Genomic DNA, 16,290 nt, shown 5'->3' with positions numbered 1-16,290 from the left:
TGGTCTTACCCTCCAGAATCAATAGGAAACTTTCCTATGAATTACGGGGGCTAGGCACTCTCTGACCTGGAGCGATCCTTGCGAAGAATCACCATCGGCTCTCTGGTGGCGGCAGCGGCGCTGCTGGCTCCCCTGGGACTCGGCACCGCGTCCGCCGCCACTCCGGCCACGGCCACCTACGCGACCACCTCCGACTGGGGCTCCGGTTTCGAGGGCAAGGTCACCGTCAAGGCGGGCAGCTCCGCCCTGACCGGCTGGAAGGTCGAGTTCGACCTCCCCTCCGGCACCTCGATCTCCTCGTCGTGGGACGCCGACATGACCAAGAGCGGCAACCACTACACCTTCACCGGCAAGTCCTGGAACGGCTCCCTCGCGGCGGGCGCCTCGGTGAGCTTCGGGTTCGTCGGTGCGCCCGGCGGGCTGAAGAGCCTGACGAACTGCAAGCTCAACGGCGCGCCCTGCGGCGGCGGCACCACCGAGCCGACCGCGACGCCCACGGCCACCCCCACCGTGACTCCCACCGCCACCCCCACGGCCACGCCGACCGCGACGCCCACGGCCACCCCCACCGTGACTCCCACCGTGACCCCGACCACCGGCCCCTCGGGCAAGAAGATCGTCGGCTACTTCACCAACTGGGGCGTCTACGGCCGCAACTTCCACGTGAAGAACCTGGTCACCAGCGGCTCGGCGGAGAAGCTGACCCACATCCTGTACGCCTTCGGCAACACCACCGGCGGCAAGTGCTCGATCGGTGACGCCTACGCCGACTACGAGCGGGCCTACACCGCCGACCTGAGCGTCGACGGCAAGGCCGACACCTGGGACCAGCCGCTGCGCGGCAACTTCAACCAGCTCCGCAAGCTGAAGAAGGCCTACCCGCACATCAAGGTGATCTGGTCCTTCGGCGGCTGGACCTGGTCGGGCGGCTTCACCCAGGCCGCGGCCAACCCCGCCGCGTTCGCGCAGTCCTGCCACGACCTGGTCGAGGACCCGCGCTGGGCCGACGTGTTCGACGGCATCGACATCGACTGGGAGTACCCCAACGCCTGCGGCCTCACCTGCGACACCAGCGGCCCGAACGCCTTCAAGAACCTGATCTCCGCCCTGCGCGCCGAGTTCGGCTCCAGCGCCCTGGTCACCGCGGCGATCACCGCCGACGGCTCCAACGGCGGCAAGATCGACGCCACCGACTACGCCGGCGCGATCCCGAACCTGAACTGGCTCATGCCGATGACCTACGACTACTTCGGCGCGTTCAACGCCAAGGGCCCGACCGCCCCGCATTCGCCGCTCACCTCCTACAGCGGCATCCCGCAGGCCGGGTTCAACTCCGACGCGGCGATCCAGAAGCTGAAGAGCAAGGGCGTCCCGGCGAGCAAGCTCCTGCTCGGCATCGGCTTCTACGGCCGCGGCTGGAGCGGCGTGACCCAGGAGGCCCCCGGCGGCACCGCCACCGGCGCGGCCCAGGGCACCTACGAGGCGGGCATCGAGGACTACAAGGTCCTCAAGACCAAGTGCCCGGCGACCAAGACCGTGGCGGGCACCGCCTACGGCCTGTGCAACGGCGAGTGGTGGAGCTACGACACCCCGAGCACCGTCAAGGGCAAGATGGCCTACGCCAAGGAGCAGGGTCTGGGCGGCGCCTTCTTCTGGGAGACCAGCGGCGACACGGCCGACGGTGAGCTGATTACCGCCATCGCCAACGGACTCAAGTAATATTTCGGGCACTCGACCCTCCGTGCGCGTCACGCCGCGGAGGGTCGAGCCGTTCCGGGACCCGGCCGCCGTCCGGGAGGCCCCGGCCGCCGGGCGGTCCCCCTGAACGCCCGCTGTGAAGATCCACGAATCCCGCCGGAGGTATTCACCCCGCACGCGCCGCTGCCTAGACTCCGAATCGCCCGCTTCATCCCCCGGAGGACGTGTGCGATTCCGAGCCGCCGTGGCCCTGGCGATCACGCTCACCCTGACCCCGGCCGCGCCCGCGTCCGCGTCCGCCGAGGACCTGCCCGCCCCGGCGGCCACCGGGAGCCCGGCCGCACCGCCTCCGGTGAGCCCGCCCCCGGCGGACGCCGGAACCCCCGCCCCCGGGCCGCGGGCCGGTGACCCCGCCGCCCCTGAACCGGCCGGGTCGCCGGCCCCGCGGCCGAAGCTGGAGGAGGGGCTCGCCGGCGACTCCGACGGGGCCCGTGTCATCGTCGAGGTGAGCGCCCCCGCCGAGACCGCCCCGGTCGCGGGCGAGGCGCGGTCGCTGCCGGACGCCGAGGTCGTGCTCCAGTCGCCGGAGACCTCGTTCATCGTGGTCGAGGCCACCGGTGAGTCCCTGGCCGCGCTGGCCGCCGACCCGCGGGTGGTCTCGGTACGGCGGGACCGCACCTACTCCCCCGCCGCCCTTGCCTCCCTCTCCTCCGGCCTCCAGGTGATCGGGGCGGACCGGGCCCACGCCGCGGGGATCACCGGCGAGGGCCAGACCATCGCGATCATCGACACCGGGATCGACGCCGACCACCCCGCCCTGGGCGGCAGGGTCGTGCGGCAGGCGTGCTTCTCCTCCACCGACGAGGGATCGCAGTCCCTGTGCCCCAACGGCCTCACCGAGGACGTCTCCGCCGACGCCGAGACCGCCGCGTGCGTGCACGAGGGCGTCAACCTGTGCGACCACGGCACCCACGTCGCGGGCATCGCCCACGCGGTCGCCCCCGGGGCGGACATCGTCGCCGTCCAGGTCTTCAGCCGGAGCACCGACTGCTGGGAGGGCGAGAGCGCCTGCCTGACCGCCTACGAGTCCTCGATCCTGCGCGCCCTGGAGCACGTGGCCGGGCTCAAGGCGACCGTCCCCGGCCTCGTCGCGGTCAACCTCAGCCTCGGCGGCGGGATGTCCGACGGGGCGTGCGACGCCGAACCGGAGCTGCAGGCCATGCGGGAGCGGGTGGAGGCCCTGCGCGCCGCGGGCGTGGCCGTCGTCGCCGCGGCCGGGAACGAGGGCTACGCGGGTGCCGGAGCCCCCGGGTGCCTGTCCGGCTCGGTGACCGTCGGCGCGACCGGTGACGACGACCACGTGCCCTACTGGTCCAACCACGGCGCCGTGCTCGACCTGTTCGCCCCCGGCCTGGAGGTCGACTCCGCGGTGCCCGGCGGCGGCACCCAGGTCTACAGCGGAACCTCCATGGCCGCCCCGCACGTCGCCGGGGCCTTCGCGCTGCTGGCGCAGAAGGACGCCGACGACGCCCCCGACACGCTCCTGCGCAGGCTCGCCGGGTCGGGCCGCCCGATCTCCTACGCCGGGGTGACCACGCCCCGGATCGACCTGAACGTGGCGGTCAACGGCGGCGCCCCCGCCCCCGGCATCGCTCCTCCCCCGGGGCCCGGGGCGGGCGCCTCACCGGACGACCCGTCCGCCGGTCCGGTCCCCGACCCGAGCGCGGGCCCGGAACCGGCCCCCGGGCCGGAGGACGCCCCCGCCCCGGCCGACCCCGCGCCCGTCCCGCTGCCCACGGTGACGGTGACGGTGACCGTGACCGCCACGCCCGCCGCCGCCGCGCCGGCGGTCTGCACCCGGGGCACGGCCACGCGGACCCTGACCGCCGCCCGGTGGGCCGCCGAGATCGCCCGGGGCAGAGGAGAGCTGCCGGACCAGACGCTCGCCTGCTACCTGCGCCTGGTCGGCAAGGCCAGCACGGTCTTCTCCGAGGTCGCCCGCGCCTCGACGCTGGGCACGGCCTACCGGGTGCTCAAGCCCGCCAAGCGCACGAAGCAGGCCGTACTGGACAGCGAGCTGCTGGCCGCCTGGCTGAACTGGGCGCACGGTGCGGTCAACCTCACCGCCAAGGCCGGCGAGACGGGCACGGTCAGGGCCGTGCTGTCCGCGGCCGAGAAGCGGCGCCTGGCCGGCTCGTCCCCGTCCGCGCCGGTGGCGGCCCTGCGCAAGCACATCAACACCCGCCGCCCCGCGTGATCCGGCGGCGCGTCGCTTAGGGTGAATCCATGGACGCGACCAAGGTGATCATCGACACCGTCGACCGGATCCGGCAGCGGCGGACCGCCCCGCTGGTCCTCGAGCTCGACCTCACCGAGGGCCTCATCGACAGGCCGCCCGCCGACCCGCTGAGCGCGGTCCTGTCCATGCGCAGGGCGCGCCTGTCCGACGTGCTGTCCGGGCTGAAGCGCGCCCGCCGCGACGAGCGCGTCAAGGGGCTGGTCGTCAAGATCGGCACGCATCCCCTGGGACTGGCGATGGTGCAGGAGCTGCGCCAGGCGGTGCGCCGCTTCCGCGAGGCGGGCAAGCAGGCGGTGGTGTTCGCCGAGACGTTCGGCGAGTTCGGCGCGGGCACCGTCCCCTACTACCTGGCATGCGCCTTCGACCGGGTCTACCTGCAGCCCTCCGGCGACGTGGGGCTGACCGGCGTCGCGCTGGAGCAGCGCTTCGTGCGGGGCGCGCTCGACAAGCTCGGCGTGGAGTACCAGCTCGGGCAGCGGCACGAGTACAAGACGGCCGCCAACATGTTCACCCAGGAGAGCATGACCGAGCCGCACCGCGAGTCGGTGGCCCGCATCGCCGAGTCGGTCACCGAGCAGATCGTCGCGGGCGTCGCCGAGGCGCGCCGGCTCGACCCGGCCAAGGTCCGCGAGCTCGTCGACGCCGGGCCGTTCACCGCTCCCGAGGCGGTGGAGGCGGGCCTGGTGGACGGGCTGGCCTACCGCGACGAGGTCTACGACGAGGTACGGCGGGCCGCCGGCGAGGACGCCCTGCTGCTGTACGTCACCCGCTACCACAAGGGCGCGCTCGCCAGGAAGCTGCCGCACCCCGGCGAGCAGGTCGTGGCGCTGGTGCAGGGCAGCGGCCCGATCAAGCTCGGCCGGAGCGGGCGCAGCCCGATGGGCGGTGGCGCGATGGGCTCCGACACGATCTGCGCCGCCCTGCGCGCGGCCCGCCGCGACGACGCCGTGAAGGCCGTCGTCTTCCGGGTGGACAGCCCCGGCGGCTCCTACGTCGCCTCCGACGCCATCTGGCGCGAGGTCGGGCTCACCCGCGAGGCGGGCAAGCCGGTGATCGTCTCGATGGGGGACGTGGCCGCCTCCGGCGGATACTTCGTCTCCATGGCCGCCGATGTGATCATGGCGCAGCCGGGCACGCTCACCGGCTCCATCGGCGTGTTCGGCGGCAAGCCCGTCATCGGCGAGCTGCTGGGCAAGCTCGGGGTGACCTCCGAGACCGTGCGCGAGGGAGCCAACGCGGCGATGTTCTCGCCCACGCACGGCTTCTCCGAGGCCCAGTGGGCCCGGGTCGACGCCTGGCTGGACCGGATCTACGACGACTTCGTGGGCAAGGTCGCCCAGGGCCGCGGCCTGACCCGCGAGCGCGCCCACGAGCTGGCCAGGGGGCGTGTGTGGACCGGTGCCGACGCGCGTGCCGGCGGGCTGGTGGACGAGCTCGGCGGGCTGGAGGACGCCCTCGCCCTGGCCCGTAAGAGGGCCGGGCTGGCCGCCGACGCCCCGGTCCGACCCTACCCCCGGCTGAACCCCCTGGAGCGGCTGCGCCCGCCGGACTCCAGCGAGGACCGGACGGCCGCGCTCGCCCGGGTCCGGCTGGAGGCGTGGGGCCCGCTCGCCGCCCTCGCCGGAGAGCTCGGCCTGCCGGCGTACGGCCCGCTCATGCTCCCCGGCTCCTGGCGGATCCGCTAGACGAGTACGTCCTAAAGCTGAGAGCGGGTACGGCCTCGCTGTCGGCTGGTGAGCCCGCCTGTGGGGCGCGCCCGTGGTGGGCCCGGTGTCGCCCATCCGGGCTGCGCCTCAGGACAGACGAGCCTGGCTTCGACGCCGGAGCGGACACGACGAGGGGTGCCGGGGATCGATGCGTGACCAACGACCTCAACACCCTTCTCACCGCACTGTGAACCTCGCCGGGTTTCGTGGAGGCCGTGCCGGGTCCGGGCAGCGACTATGACCAGCGGCTGTGGCGCACCGCGCTGTACCGGGTTTTCCCGGCTGCCGCGGTGGCCGCAGAGACCTGCACCGGCAGCCGGACTATCTGCGCGTGCTGCGCGACAAGATCGCCCAGCACCGCCCGATCCGCCACCGGCACCTGCAGGCCGGCCATCAGGCGATCCTCACGGTACTCGGCTACATCGACATCGAGCCGGCCGACTGGGTGCGCCGCTACAGCCAGTCCGACGCCGTCCTCGCTCAACGCCCTTCCGCGTGACCACGCTACGTAGAAGGGAAGCAGTCGACGGCCTTCTGACGCTGCTGTCGCAAAGAGCGCAGACGGCATCGGCCGCCCCCGGTGTCGATCACCGAGACCAGGGCATCGGACCACCTCGCTTCCCGCGGCGGTCAGCCTCCTGTGATCCGCCGCTCAACCGGCGCCCCGACGGAGGGGGAGTTCTTCCTGGCCCACGCCCCGGCCGGCACCGTGTCCCGGCCCGGCTGCTCATCCCCGCGGCCAACGCCAACGGGCATGTCCTGGTCTGGTCACACTTCCGGCGGCTCAACCAGACCCGTGCCCCGAGCGTTTTTCATCCTGGGCAGCGGCCCTCTTCGATGAGCTGCAGGACGGGGACGGCCTGGACGATCGCGGTGGCGCGGCGGGGGCAGCAGCGGAGCCGGACCAGCACTTTCCATGCCTTCGAGGTCGCGGCGGCGCGTTCCCCGATCGCCCGGATGCGGGCGTGGGAGCGGTTGACGGCCCTCTGGTGGCGCGACAGGCGCGGCCGGTGCCGGTGGCGCTTGAACGGCGTGCGGATCGTGCCGCCCGCGCCCTGGTGCCCCGGTCGGCGAAGACTCAGGCACCGGCACCGGCGCCGGTCAGAGCGTCGGCCAGGCCGGCCCGCCGGGCCGCGGTCAGATCGTGCACCGCCCCGGGCGGCGCGGGCGCGACCTGCACCAGGCGGCCGGCCGGATCGGCGAGGAACGGGACGTTGACCCCGTGCCGGTGGTGTTTGCCGGAGGAGTACGGCCTGCCGCCGGCCGGTCGATCGGGATGAGCGTGCCGTCACCGGCGGCATAGGCCAGGCGGGAGGCCTTCTGCGCGGCGGTGTGCACGTCGTCGGCCAGGGCGGCGAGCAGGTCGACGCTCTCCTGCACGTAGCGCCAGGCGGTGGTGGTGCCGATGGCGGACCCGCCGGCCAGGCGGGCGTAGGTGTCGCCGCCCGCGCAGATGCGCCAGGACGAGGAGGGCTTGCTGCCCGGGGCCGAGGCGGCGCCAGCGGGAGCGGCGTTCGGCGCGGTGGGCGCGGATCAGGCCGGCCAGGCGGACGAGGGTGCGGCCGGCAGCGGAATCGCGGCACGGTAGGACAGCAACGAGGCTCCCGGTCGGGGTATCGGATCTTGGTCGACTGCTGTCTTACCGGGAGCCTCGTCTCATCCGCTACCGCCTTCCGCAGGTCCGCCGTGGCCTGGGCCATCAGGATGAAAAGCCTCCCGGTGAACCTATGCGGTCAGAGCACTGGACACCGGGCCCGTCCGGCCCGGTCCCGGGCCGGACGGGCCCGCGGTGCGAGCCGCCGCCGGACCCGCCCCGGTCCGCGGCGGACGGGGCGGTCAGGAGCGGGAAGGGCTCACCTCCCAGGCCGGAGGCGGGTTGACCGGCAACCGCACGGTGAAGACCGTGCCGCCGCCCTCCCGCGGAGCCACGGAGATCTCACCGCCGTGCGCGTCGACGATGGCCTTGGTGATGGGCAGTCCCAGGCCGGTGCCCTCGATCCCGGCCTCCTGGGCGGTGGAGGCCCGGAAGAACCGGGTGAACAGCTGCGGATACTGCTCGGCCGGAATGCCGATGCCGGTGTCGGCCACCGTCACGACGACGATCCCGTCCCGCCCGCCTTCCTCGCCGGCGTCCTCCTCATGGCGGGCGGTGACGGTGACGCGGCCCCCCTCGGGGGTGTACTTGACGGCGTTGGACAGCAGGTTGTCCAGGACCTGGCGGAGCCGTACGGGGTCGGCGTGCACGCCCAGGTGGCGGTCGAGGTCGACCTCGACGGCCAGGCGCCCGGCCTCGGCCGCGGGCCGCAGGTCCTCGACGCTCTGGCGCACCAGCCGGGTCAGCGAGACCGGGCGGGGGTCGATGCCCATGTGCCCGGCGTCCAGCCGGGCCAGGTCGAGCAGGTCGTCGACCAGCCGCTGCAGGTGCGCGCTCTTGCGGTCGATCACTCCGGCGAACGCGCGCTGCTCCTCGCCCAGGTCGGGGTCGTCCAGGAGCATCTCGACGTAGCCGCGGACGGCGCCGATCGGGGCGCGCAGCTCGTGGCTGACCAGCGCCACCAGCTCGTCCTTCATCCGGTCCAGCTCGCGCAGCCGGCGCACCTGCTCCCGTTCCCGGGCGAGCAGGCGCTCGCGCTCCTCCTCGATGCGGTGGCGCTCGGTGACGTCGGTGGAGATGCCGTCGACGAAGAGCCGGTCGCCCTCGCGGCGGGGCATCCCCCGCATCCAGATCCAGCGGGTGACGCCGTCCAGCCCGATGAGCCGGTACTCGACCTCCATCGGCCGGCCGCGGGAGATCGTCTCGTTGAAGGCGGCGATGATCTCCCGGTCCTCGGGGTGGACCCGCTCCCTGACCGCCTCCGCCTTGTCCGTCCCCGCGGGCACCGGCCCGCCGAGCAGCTTGGCCACGTTCGGGCTGGCGTAGACCGAGTGCAGCACGCCGTCCGAGCCGATCTCGGTGGTCCACACGTCGTCGTCGAGCTGGGCGACGATCTCGTCGAAGTGCCGGCGGCTGGCGGCCAGGGCCAGCTCCAGTTCCTCGGCGCGGCGGCGCTCCTTGTAGCGGCCGAGGTGGGCGCCGATGCCGTCGAGCACGGAGACGAGGTCGTCGCGGGCCTCCTGGACGGTGTCCGCGAAGAAGGTCAGCACGCCGAGCGTCCTGCGGCCGCTGCGGACCGGCAGGCCGATGGCGGAGCGCAGTCCGGCCCGCAGGGCCGCCCGCTCCCGGGCGAAACCGCGGAGGTCGCCGGCCAGGTCCTCGATCCACACGTCGCGGTCGCCGCTCCAGGCCGCTCCCGCCAGGTCCTGCCCCGCGCCGAACGTGTCGGGGCGGCCGTCGAGGAAGACCGACAGGTCGCGGCCCGGACGGACCCACGTGCAGACGCGGGTGACGGTCGCCTCGTCGTCGTCGGCCCGCCAGTACTCCCCGCAGGTCCAGCCCATCTTCTCGGTGACCGCGGCGACCACGCCGGTGGCCGCCTGCTCCGCGGAGGCGGCGTCGGCAAGCACCCCCGCCACGGCGTGCTGCACCTCGCGCAGCGTCTCGGCCCGGCGGCGGCCGGAGACGGAGGCCGCGGCGTCCGGGGTCTGCTCCAGGATCGCCCGCAGCCTCGGCAGCTCCTGGCGCGCCGACCACAGCTCCAGCTCGTCCTCCGCGGTCCGGGCGAGGTCGCCGGCCGCCTCCAGCTGGGCGGGGCTCCACTGGCGCGGCCTGTGGTCGGCCACGCACAGCACCCCGTGGACCCGCCCGTCGCCGGCCCGCAGCGGAAACCCTGCGCAGGCGGCCACCTCCGGCCCGCCGGACCGGACGCCGGCCGGCCGCCCGCCGGAGCGGGCGCCGGTCAGCCGCTCGTCGGAGCGGGCGTCGGCCGCGACCACCGGCGCGCCGTCCGCCGCGACCCGTTCGCACAGTGCCTGGGCCAGACCGGTCCGCGGCACCGCCGCCCACCCCGCCGGTCCGGCCGCGCCGGCGGTCGCCCACCGGCCGTCCCGGAGCAGCGAGACCCAGGCGGCGGGCACCTGAAGCAGCCTGGTCGCCAGCCGGGCGGGCCGGTCCAGCGGGGGCTCCCCCCGGACCTCCGGCAGGCCCGCCGCCTCCGTCCGTCCCGGATCGCCACCATGCTCCGTAGGTTCCACGGCCTCATCTCCCGAGACCGCTCCTACCCCCGCCAACCAGACATATCACCACACCACCCGGCCCGACCTGCGGAAACCTCGGTCACCCGGCGGACGCGCACCGGCCGGGCTCAGCCGACGGGGCGGTAGCGGCCGCGGAGCCGTACGAGCGCGGCCGCTGCCGGGTCGACGTAGTCCACGCCCAGGACGCGGGCGATGTAGACGGTGTGGTCCCCGGCCGGGACGACCTGCACCGTCTCGGCCTCCAGGGCGGTCACCCCGCCCTCCACGACGAGCGCCTCGCTCAGCGGCCCCCGGTGGTGCGGGGTGCCCGCGAGCAGGAGCCGCGCCCCGGGGCGGCCCGCGGCGGCGAAGCGGCTGGCGATCGCCTTCTGCCCGGCCGACAGCACGCTGACGGCCCAGCGGTCGCGGCGGAGCAGCAGCTCGTTGAGGTAGCCGCGGCCGGCCAGGCTGACCATCACCAGCGGCGGGTCGAGGGAGATCGAGGTCAGCGTGCTCACGGTGGTGCCCACGTCGTCGCGCTCGTCCCGCACGGTCACGACGCTCACCGCCCCGGCGACCTGTGCCATCGCCTCCACGAACCCGCTCATCACCACCACCTCACGCGCCACCCTAAGGGCTGCCGCCCGTGGGCCGCGGACCGGCACGGCACCGCGGAGGCGACCGGCACGCCGGACCGCCCCGGGCGGGCAGCCCGGTGCGCGGGTACGCCGCACGAGGCCGCCCGCCGGGCACCCGGCCTCTCCGTCCGCCGTCCGGGGCGTCTCGCATGTACGCCGCACGAGGCCGCCCGCCGGGCACCGGCCTTCCCCGCCCCCGGCCGGGGCGTTCGGATTGCTTGGCCCGGATTTGACGCATGTCTCCCCGGCCGCCGCCCGCGCCCGGACTAGGTTGGCCCCACGAGCAGCCGCACGGGAGCCGACATGAGCACTGCCAGCACCTCGCCCCGGATGCCGGCCGCGTTCATCGGGCACGGCAGCCCGATGAACGCGCTGGAGGACAACCGCTACACCCAGGCGTGGCGGGCCTTCGGCCGGGCGGTGCCGCGTCCGCGCGCCATCCTGGCGGTCTCCGCGCACTGGTACATCAACGCCACCGCCGTCACCGCGATGGCCCGCCCCCGCACCATCCACGACTTCTACGGCTTCCCCCGCCCGCTGTTCGAGATCGACTATCCGGCTCCCGGCCTGCCGGAGCTGGTCGCCGAGGTCGCCGACGCCGTCCACCCCACCTGGGTCGGCGCCGACCTCGACAGCTGGGGCCTCGACCACGGCACCTGGTCGGTCCTGGTCCACGCCTTCCCCGAGGCCGACATCCCGGTCGTGCAGCTGAGCATCAACGCCGACAAGGACTTCGACTACCACCTGAAGCTGGGCGCCGCGCTCGCGCCGCTGCGCGAGCGCGGCGTGCTCGTCGTGGGCAGCGGCAACGTCGTGCACAACCTGCGCGGCATGAACGGCGCGCTGCCCGACACCGGCTACGACTGGGCGCAGCGCTTCGACGAGCACGCCAAGGAGACGATGCTCGGCGACCCCGCCTCCGCCGCCGCCCTCGGCGGCCACCGCGACTTCGAGCGGGCGGTGCCCACTCCCGACCACTTCCTCCCGCTGCTCTACCTCGCCGGCCTGGCCGGCGCCGACGGGGGCGGCACCGCGGTCCTCGTCGACGGGTACGCCTACGGATCACTGTCGATGACCGCCTACACCCTCGACGCGGCCTGCCCCGGCGCCGGCGACGGCGGCACGCCGGCGCCGCCGCTGCCCGGCGACGTGCCGCCCGACGCCTCCAACATCTGACGCGCCGGAGCGGGCCGCCGCCGGGCGGCGGGCCGGCCGGTCAGAGCAGGCCGTTGCCGCTCAGCCAGTCCTTCGCCACCGCCGCGGCGTCGTCCTTGTCCACCGCGACGCGCTTCATCATCTCCAGCAGGCCGGGGGTGTCGAGCTTGGCGGAGACCGCGTCCAGCGCGCTGCGCACCGTGTCGTCCACGCCCGCCCTGTTGACCAGCGGCGTGACGTTCTCCGCGGCGAAGGCGCCCTTGTTGTCCTCCAGCGCGACCAGGTCGTTGAGCACGATCTTGGGGTCGGTGGTGAAGACGTTGCCGACCTGGACGGTGCCGTCCTTGATCGCGTCGGCGGTGGCGGCGCCGGTCTTCTTCCACTCCTTGAACTCCAGGCCGTAGACCTTCTTGAAGTTCTCCTCCTGGCGCGACTGGAACTCCGGCGGGCCCCCCACCGCGTAGCCCTTCGCGACCTTCACCAGGTCCTCGATCGTGGTCAGGCCCTCCTTCTCGGCGGTGGCCCGGGTGACGGTCAGGGAGTTGTTGTCCTCCGCGGCGGCGGGTGCGAGGATCTCCAGCTCGGCGGGGAGCTTCTCCTTCAGCGCGGCGACGACCTCGTCCTTGGTCCGGGCCGTGGCCTGCTTGTCGACGTAGGCCAGCAGCGAGCCGGCGTACTCCGGCAGGATGGTCAGGCCGCCGCTTCTGACCTGGTCGTAGAGGACCTCGCGGCTGCCGATGTTGAGCTTGCGCTCGACCTGCACGCCCTTGGCCTCCAGCGCCTGGGCGTAGATCTCGGCCAGCAGGACGTTCTCCGGGAAGTTGGCCGAGCCGACGACCACCTTCCCCGCGGCGGGGGCGGAGCCGGAGCCCGCCGGCGCGGGCGAGGCGCCGGTGAGCGGATCACCGCTCCCGCACGCGCTCAGCGTGAACGCCGCGGCCAGGACGGCGGCCGCGGTACGGAGCAGGCGTTTCATAGAGGTTCCCTTCGTGCGGCGGGGGGAGCGGAAGGTCATCGGGCGCGCCGCCGCCGGCTCACCCCCGGTGACACGGCGACGCGCGAGAGCAGGGCGGACAGGCCCTGCACGGACAGGGCGAGCCCCGCCACGAGCACGGCTCCCCCGATCGCGCGGGGGTAGTCCTGGGTGGCCAGCCCGTCGATCACGTAGCGGCCCAGCCCGCCCAGGCCCACGTACGCCGCCACGGTCGCGGTTGCCACCACCTGGATCGCGGCCGTGCGCAGCCCGAGCAGCACCAGCGGGAGCGCGACCGGCACCAGCACGCCGAGCAGCACCTGCCGCCCGCGCAGGCCCATGCCGTAGGCGGCGTCGCGCAGTTCGGGGTCCACCCCCCGCACTCCCTCGTAGGTGTTGACCAGGATGGGCGGAACCGCCAGCGCCACCAGCGGGATCAGCACCGGCGCGAACGAGCCGGCCCCGGTCAGGAGCACCACGAGCACGAGCAGGCCCAGCGTCGGCAGGGCGCGAGCCGCGCCGGCCGCCAGCGTCAGCGCCGACGCGCCGCGTCCGGTGTGGCCGGTCCACAGCCCCAGCGGGAGCGCGATCACCGCCGCGACCAGCAGCGCCAGTCCGGAGAAGGCCAGGTGCTCGGCGAGCCGGGCCGGGATGCCGTCGGGTCCGGCCCAGTTGGCCGGGTCGGCGAAGAAGTCGGCCAGCCAGTTCACGCGGGCGCCTCCGTCCGGGCCCTGGCCCAGGGGGTCAGCAGGCGCTGCGCGCCGACCAGCAGCAGGTCGGCGGCCCCGGCCAGGGCCACGACGCCCGCGATGCCCACGATGATCGGGGTGGGGAACTGCCGCTGCCAGCCGTCGATGAACAGGTAGCCGAGCCCGCCCCTGCCGACCAGCGCGCCCACGCTGACCAGGCTGACGCTGGAGACCGTCGCCACCCGCAGCCCGGCGAGCACGACCGGCACCGCGATCGGCAGCTCGACCGCGAGCAGCCGCCGCAGCGGGGTGAAGCCCATCGCGACCGCCGACTGGCGGACGTGGTCGGGCACCGAGGCCAGCCCGTCCACCACGGCGGGGACCAGTACGGCCAGCGCGTAGAACGTCAGCGGGACCATGACGGTCAGCCGGGTCGCCAGGCCGGTGACGGGGATCAGCACGATGAAGACCGCCAGCGAGGGCAGCGAGTAGACCACGTTCAGCACGGCCACGGTGGGCTGGTACAGCCGCCGCCGGCGGGTGCCGGCCAGCCCCAGCGGGAGCGCCAGCAGCAGGGCCGCCGCGACCGGCACCAGCGCCATGACCGCGTTGTCGGCCAGCAGGTCCCACAGCACGGCCCGGTTGCGCCCGATCCAGTCCCAGCGGACCAGCGGTTCCTCACCCACGGGCGGCCTCCCCGGCGCCGGCCGCGACCCTCGCCAGCGCCTCGTCCAGCGCCCGCCGGGTCACCACGCCCTCGACCCGGCCGTCGCCGTCCACCGCGATCGCGCCCCCCGAGGGGGACAGCAGCGCCGCGTCCAGCACCGCGCGCAGCGGATCGCGGCCCCGCACGAACGTCCCGTACGGCTCCGGCCGCGCCTCGGCCAGCGTGCCGGCGCCCGGCAGCGCGCGCGGGGCGACCCAGCCCAGCGGCCGGCCGCCCGGGTCCACCACGGCCAGCCACTCCTCGGCCCCGCTCCCGGCTCCCCCGTCCGCCGCGCCCTCGAGGGCGGCGCGCGCCGCCGCGACGTCGGCGGTGACCGGGACGGTCAGGTCGGTGCGCACCCGCGCCACGTCACCCGGGACGAAGGAGAGCCGGCGGACGCCCCGGTCGCGGCCGAGGAACTCGCGGACGAAGTCGTCGGCGGGCCCGGCCAGCAGCCGCTCCGGGGTGTCGAGCTGGGCCAGGCGCCCGCCGGTCCGGAACACGGCCACCCGGTCGCCGAGCGTGATCGCCTCGTCGATGTCGTGGGTGACGAACACGATCGTCTTGCGCAGCTCGGCCTGCAGGCGCAGCAGCTCCTGCTGCAGGCTCGCCCGCACCACCGGGTCCACCGCGCTGAACGGCTCGTCCAGCAGCAGCACCGGCGGGTCCGCGGCCAGCGCCCGGGCCACGCCGACGCGCTGCTGCTGGCCGCCCGAGAGCTGGGAGGGGTAGCGGTCGGCCAGCGCGGCCTCCAGCCCGACCCGCTCCAGCAGTTCCAGGGCCCGTGCCCGGGCCCTGCGCCGGTCCCAGCCGAGCAGGCGGGGCACCGTGGCCACGTTCTCGGCGACCGTGCGGTGCGGGAACAGGCCCGCCTGCTGGATGACGTAGCCGATGCCGCGCCGCAGGGCGGGCGGGTCGACCGTCGACACGTCCACGCCGTCCAGCAGGATCCGCCCCTCGGTCGGGTCGACCATGCGGTTGATCATGCGCAGCGAGGTGGTCTTCCCGCAGCCGGACGGGCCCACGAACACGGTGATCTCCCCCGTGGGGATCTCCAGATCGAGCCCGTCGACCGCGGCGGTCCCGGCGGCGTACCGCTTGGTGACGCCGTCAAATGTGATCATGCTCAACCCCCGCTGTCCGGCGAGGCGGCGGCCCCCTGACCGCAACCGCCCGTGATCTCTCCCCGGCTCAGACTACGGCGCCGCCGTCCGATCCGTCCCACCCCTTTTCCGGTCGACCACCCGGCCCGTACGTGTTCGACATCAAATAGGTATCCGATAGTGCCGAGAACCTCGATCTGGGGGCATGATTGCCCATATCGTGGGCACCGGCATCTCCCATGTAACTTCCGTCACAGATGTCGTCCCCACCCCCCGCCCGACCCGTCAGGAACCGGTCTCGCCGTGACCCAACCGCTCCTCGGTCAGCGATCGCGCGTCGAGTCGATCGCCGAGCTCTACGACCTCCATGCCGCCGGCCTGTTCGCGTACTGCCACGACCAGCTCGGTGATCCCGGCACCGCCTCCGCCGTCGTCGTGGCCGTCCTGTCCGCGGCGCCCGGCGGGCAGGCGCCCCCGCGTGCCGGGCTGTACGCGCTCGCCCGCCGCGAGATCCAGCGGCGCGACGTGGTCCACGCCCCGCCGCCCTCCGGGACGGACCCCGTCGCCGCCCTCCTCGGACGGGTCCTGCGCGGCCTGCGCCCGCACCAGCGCGAGGTGCTGTACCTGTCCGGCGTGTGCGCGATGGACGTCTCCGAGCTCGCCTGGGTGCTCGACGTGGCCGCCGACACCGCCGACGAGCTGACCGCGGGCGCCTGCCGCGCCTTCGCCAGGGCGCTGAGCCCGGCCCTGGCCTCGGCCCGGCCTCCGGCCCGTCTCGCGGAGGTCTTCGCCGCGCTGGAGAGCGCCCCGATCCGCGACGTGCTGGCCCGCGCCCCGTGGGCCGTCCCGCCCGGATCGCTGCGCGCCGCGGTGCTCGCCGCCGCCTCCGCCCTCCCCGGGACGGCGCCCGCTCCGGGGCCGGGCACGGCCCCCGCCGGGGCCGTACCCGGCGGGAACCCGCTGCAGGTCAAGAGGCTCTGGCCGACCGCTCCCGCCTGGCCGCTCCCGCTGGCCGAGCCGCACGCGCTGACCAGCACCCGTCTGTTCCTCCCGCCGGACCCCGACACCGTCTCCGCCCACGAGGCGACCACCGAGCCGATGCCCAGGCTCCGCGGCGCGGTCCTGACGGCGCTCGACGACGCGCTCCTCGACTCGGCCCCCGACGAGGCCGCCCCGCCGCCGCCCCGCCCGCGCCCCCGGCGTCCGCGCC

At 74.5% G+C, this 16,290-nt stretch carries 11 protein-coding genes and 1 pseudogene; 5 read left to right on the top strand and 7 right to left on the bottom strand.

From position 1 onward, the window contains the following. The first annotated feature begins 78 nt into the window (after positions 1 to 78). The 4 genes from ABD823_RS17250 (at position 79) to ABD823_RS17235 (ending at position 6,202) form a co-directional block, all read left to right on the top strand. A complete protein-coding gene (locus tag ABD823_RS17250; RefSeq protein ID WP_344860721.1) occupies positions 79 to 1,719 on the top strand; it encodes a glycosyl hydrolase family 18 protein in 1,641 nt (546 codons plus the stop codon). A gap of 205 nt (positions 1,720 to 1,924) precedes the next feature. Next, the gene (locus ABD823_RS17245; protein WP_344860719.1) at positions 1,925 to 3,955 is read left to right on the top strand and encodes a S8 family peptidase; all 2,031 of its coding nucleotides are present in this window, start codon (positions 1,925 to 1,927) and stop codon (positions 3,953 to 3,955) included. Between the two features lie 29 nt (positions 3,956 to 3,984). Beyond that, positions 3,985 to 5,682 carry a signal peptide peptidase SppA gene (gene sppA / locus ABD823_RS17240; RefSeq protein ID WP_344860717.1) on the top strand — a complete coding sequence of 566 codons (1,698 nt, stop codon included), beginning with the start codon at positions 3,985 to 3,987 and terminating at the stop codon, positions 5,680 to 5,682. A gap of 352 nt (positions 5,683 to 6,034) precedes the next feature. Continuing rightward, positions 6,035 to 6,202, top strand: a complete 168-nt coding sequence (locus ABD823_RS17235) for a hypothetical protein (RefSeq protein ID WP_344860715.1) — start codon at positions 6,035 to 6,037, stop codon at positions 6,200 to 6,202. 313 nt (positions 6,203 to 6,515) lie between these two features. On the opposite strand, the pseudogene ABD823_RS17230 reads toward ABD823_RS17235, so the two are convergent. From ABD823_RS17230 to ABD823_RS17220, 3 genes and pseudogenes are all read right to left on the bottom strand, one after another. Then, positions 6,516 to 7,299 (bottom strand): annotated as a pseudogene (locus ABD823_RS17230) (transposase family protein). Positions 7,300 to 7,539: 240 nt separating this feature from the next. Beyond that, positions 7,540 to 9,834, bottom strand: coding sequence for a sensor histidine kinase (locus tag ABD823_RS17225; RefSeq protein WP_344860713.1), 2,295 nt, complete (start codon positions 9,832 to 9,834; stop codon positions 7,540 to 7,542). Positions 9,835 to 9,944: 110 nt separating this feature from the next. Beyond that, entirely contained in the window at positions 9,945 to 10,424 is a 480-nt protein-coding gene (locus ABD823_RS17220; RefSeq protein WP_344860711.1) for a flavin reductase family protein, read from the bottom strand. Positions 10,425 to 10,757: 333 nt separating this feature from the next. On the opposite strand from ABD823_RS17220, the gene ygiD reads away from it, so the two are divergent. Continuing rightward, complete coding sequence (gene ygiD, locus ABD823_RS17215) at positions 10,758 to 11,630, top strand: 4,5-DOPA-extradiol-dioxygenase (protein WP_344860708.1); 873 nt, start codon at positions 10,758 to 10,760, stop codon at positions 11,628 to 11,630. Positions 11,631 to 11,670: 40 nt separating this feature from the next. On the opposite strand, the gene ABD823_RS17210 is transcribed toward ygiD, so the two are convergent. Genes ABD823_RS17210 through ABD823_RS17195 form a run of 4 tightly spaced genes read right to left on the bottom strand, consistent with a single transcriptional unit; the run spans position 11,671 to position 15,101 of the window. Further along, positions 11,671 to 12,585, bottom strand: coding sequence for an ABC transporter substrate-binding protein (locus tag ABD823_RS17210; protein WP_344860706.1), 915 nt, complete (start codon positions 12,583 to 12,585; stop codon positions 11,671 to 11,673). A 35-nt stretch (positions 12,586 to 12,620) separates the two neighbouring features. Beyond that, entirely contained in the window at positions 12,621 to 13,292 is a 672-nt protein-coding gene (locus ABD823_RS17205) for an ABC transporter permease (RefSeq protein WP_344860704.1), read from the bottom strand. Next, the gene (locus ABD823_RS17200) at positions 13,289 to 13,957 is read right to left on the bottom strand and encodes an ABC transporter permease (protein ID WP_344860702.1); all 669 of its coding nucleotides are present in this window, start codon (positions 13,955 to 13,957) and stop codon (positions 13,289 to 13,291) included. Before ABD823_RS17200 ends, ABD823_RS17205 begins: the two co-directional genes overlap by 4 nt. Next, positions 13,950 to 15,101 carry an ABC transporter ATP-binding protein gene (locus tag ABD823_RS17195; RefSeq protein ID WP_344860699.1) on the bottom strand — a complete coding sequence of 384 codons (1,152 nt, stop codon included), beginning with the start codon at positions 15,099 to 15,101 and terminating at the stop codon, positions 13,950 to 13,952. Before ABD823_RS17195 ends, ABD823_RS17200 begins: the two co-directional genes overlap by 8 nt. Positions 15,102 to 16,290 lie beyond the last annotated feature (1,189 nt).

It is taken from the genome of Planomonospora alba (assembly GCF_039534085.1).
GTDB classification, from domain to species: Bacteria; Actinomycetota; Actinomycetes; order Streptosporangiales; family Streptosporangiaceae; genus Planomonospora_B; species Planomonospora_B alba.
The sequence above is the reverse complement of the archived record's forward strand: the minus strand, read 5'-3'. Positions and strand labels throughout refer to the sequence as shown.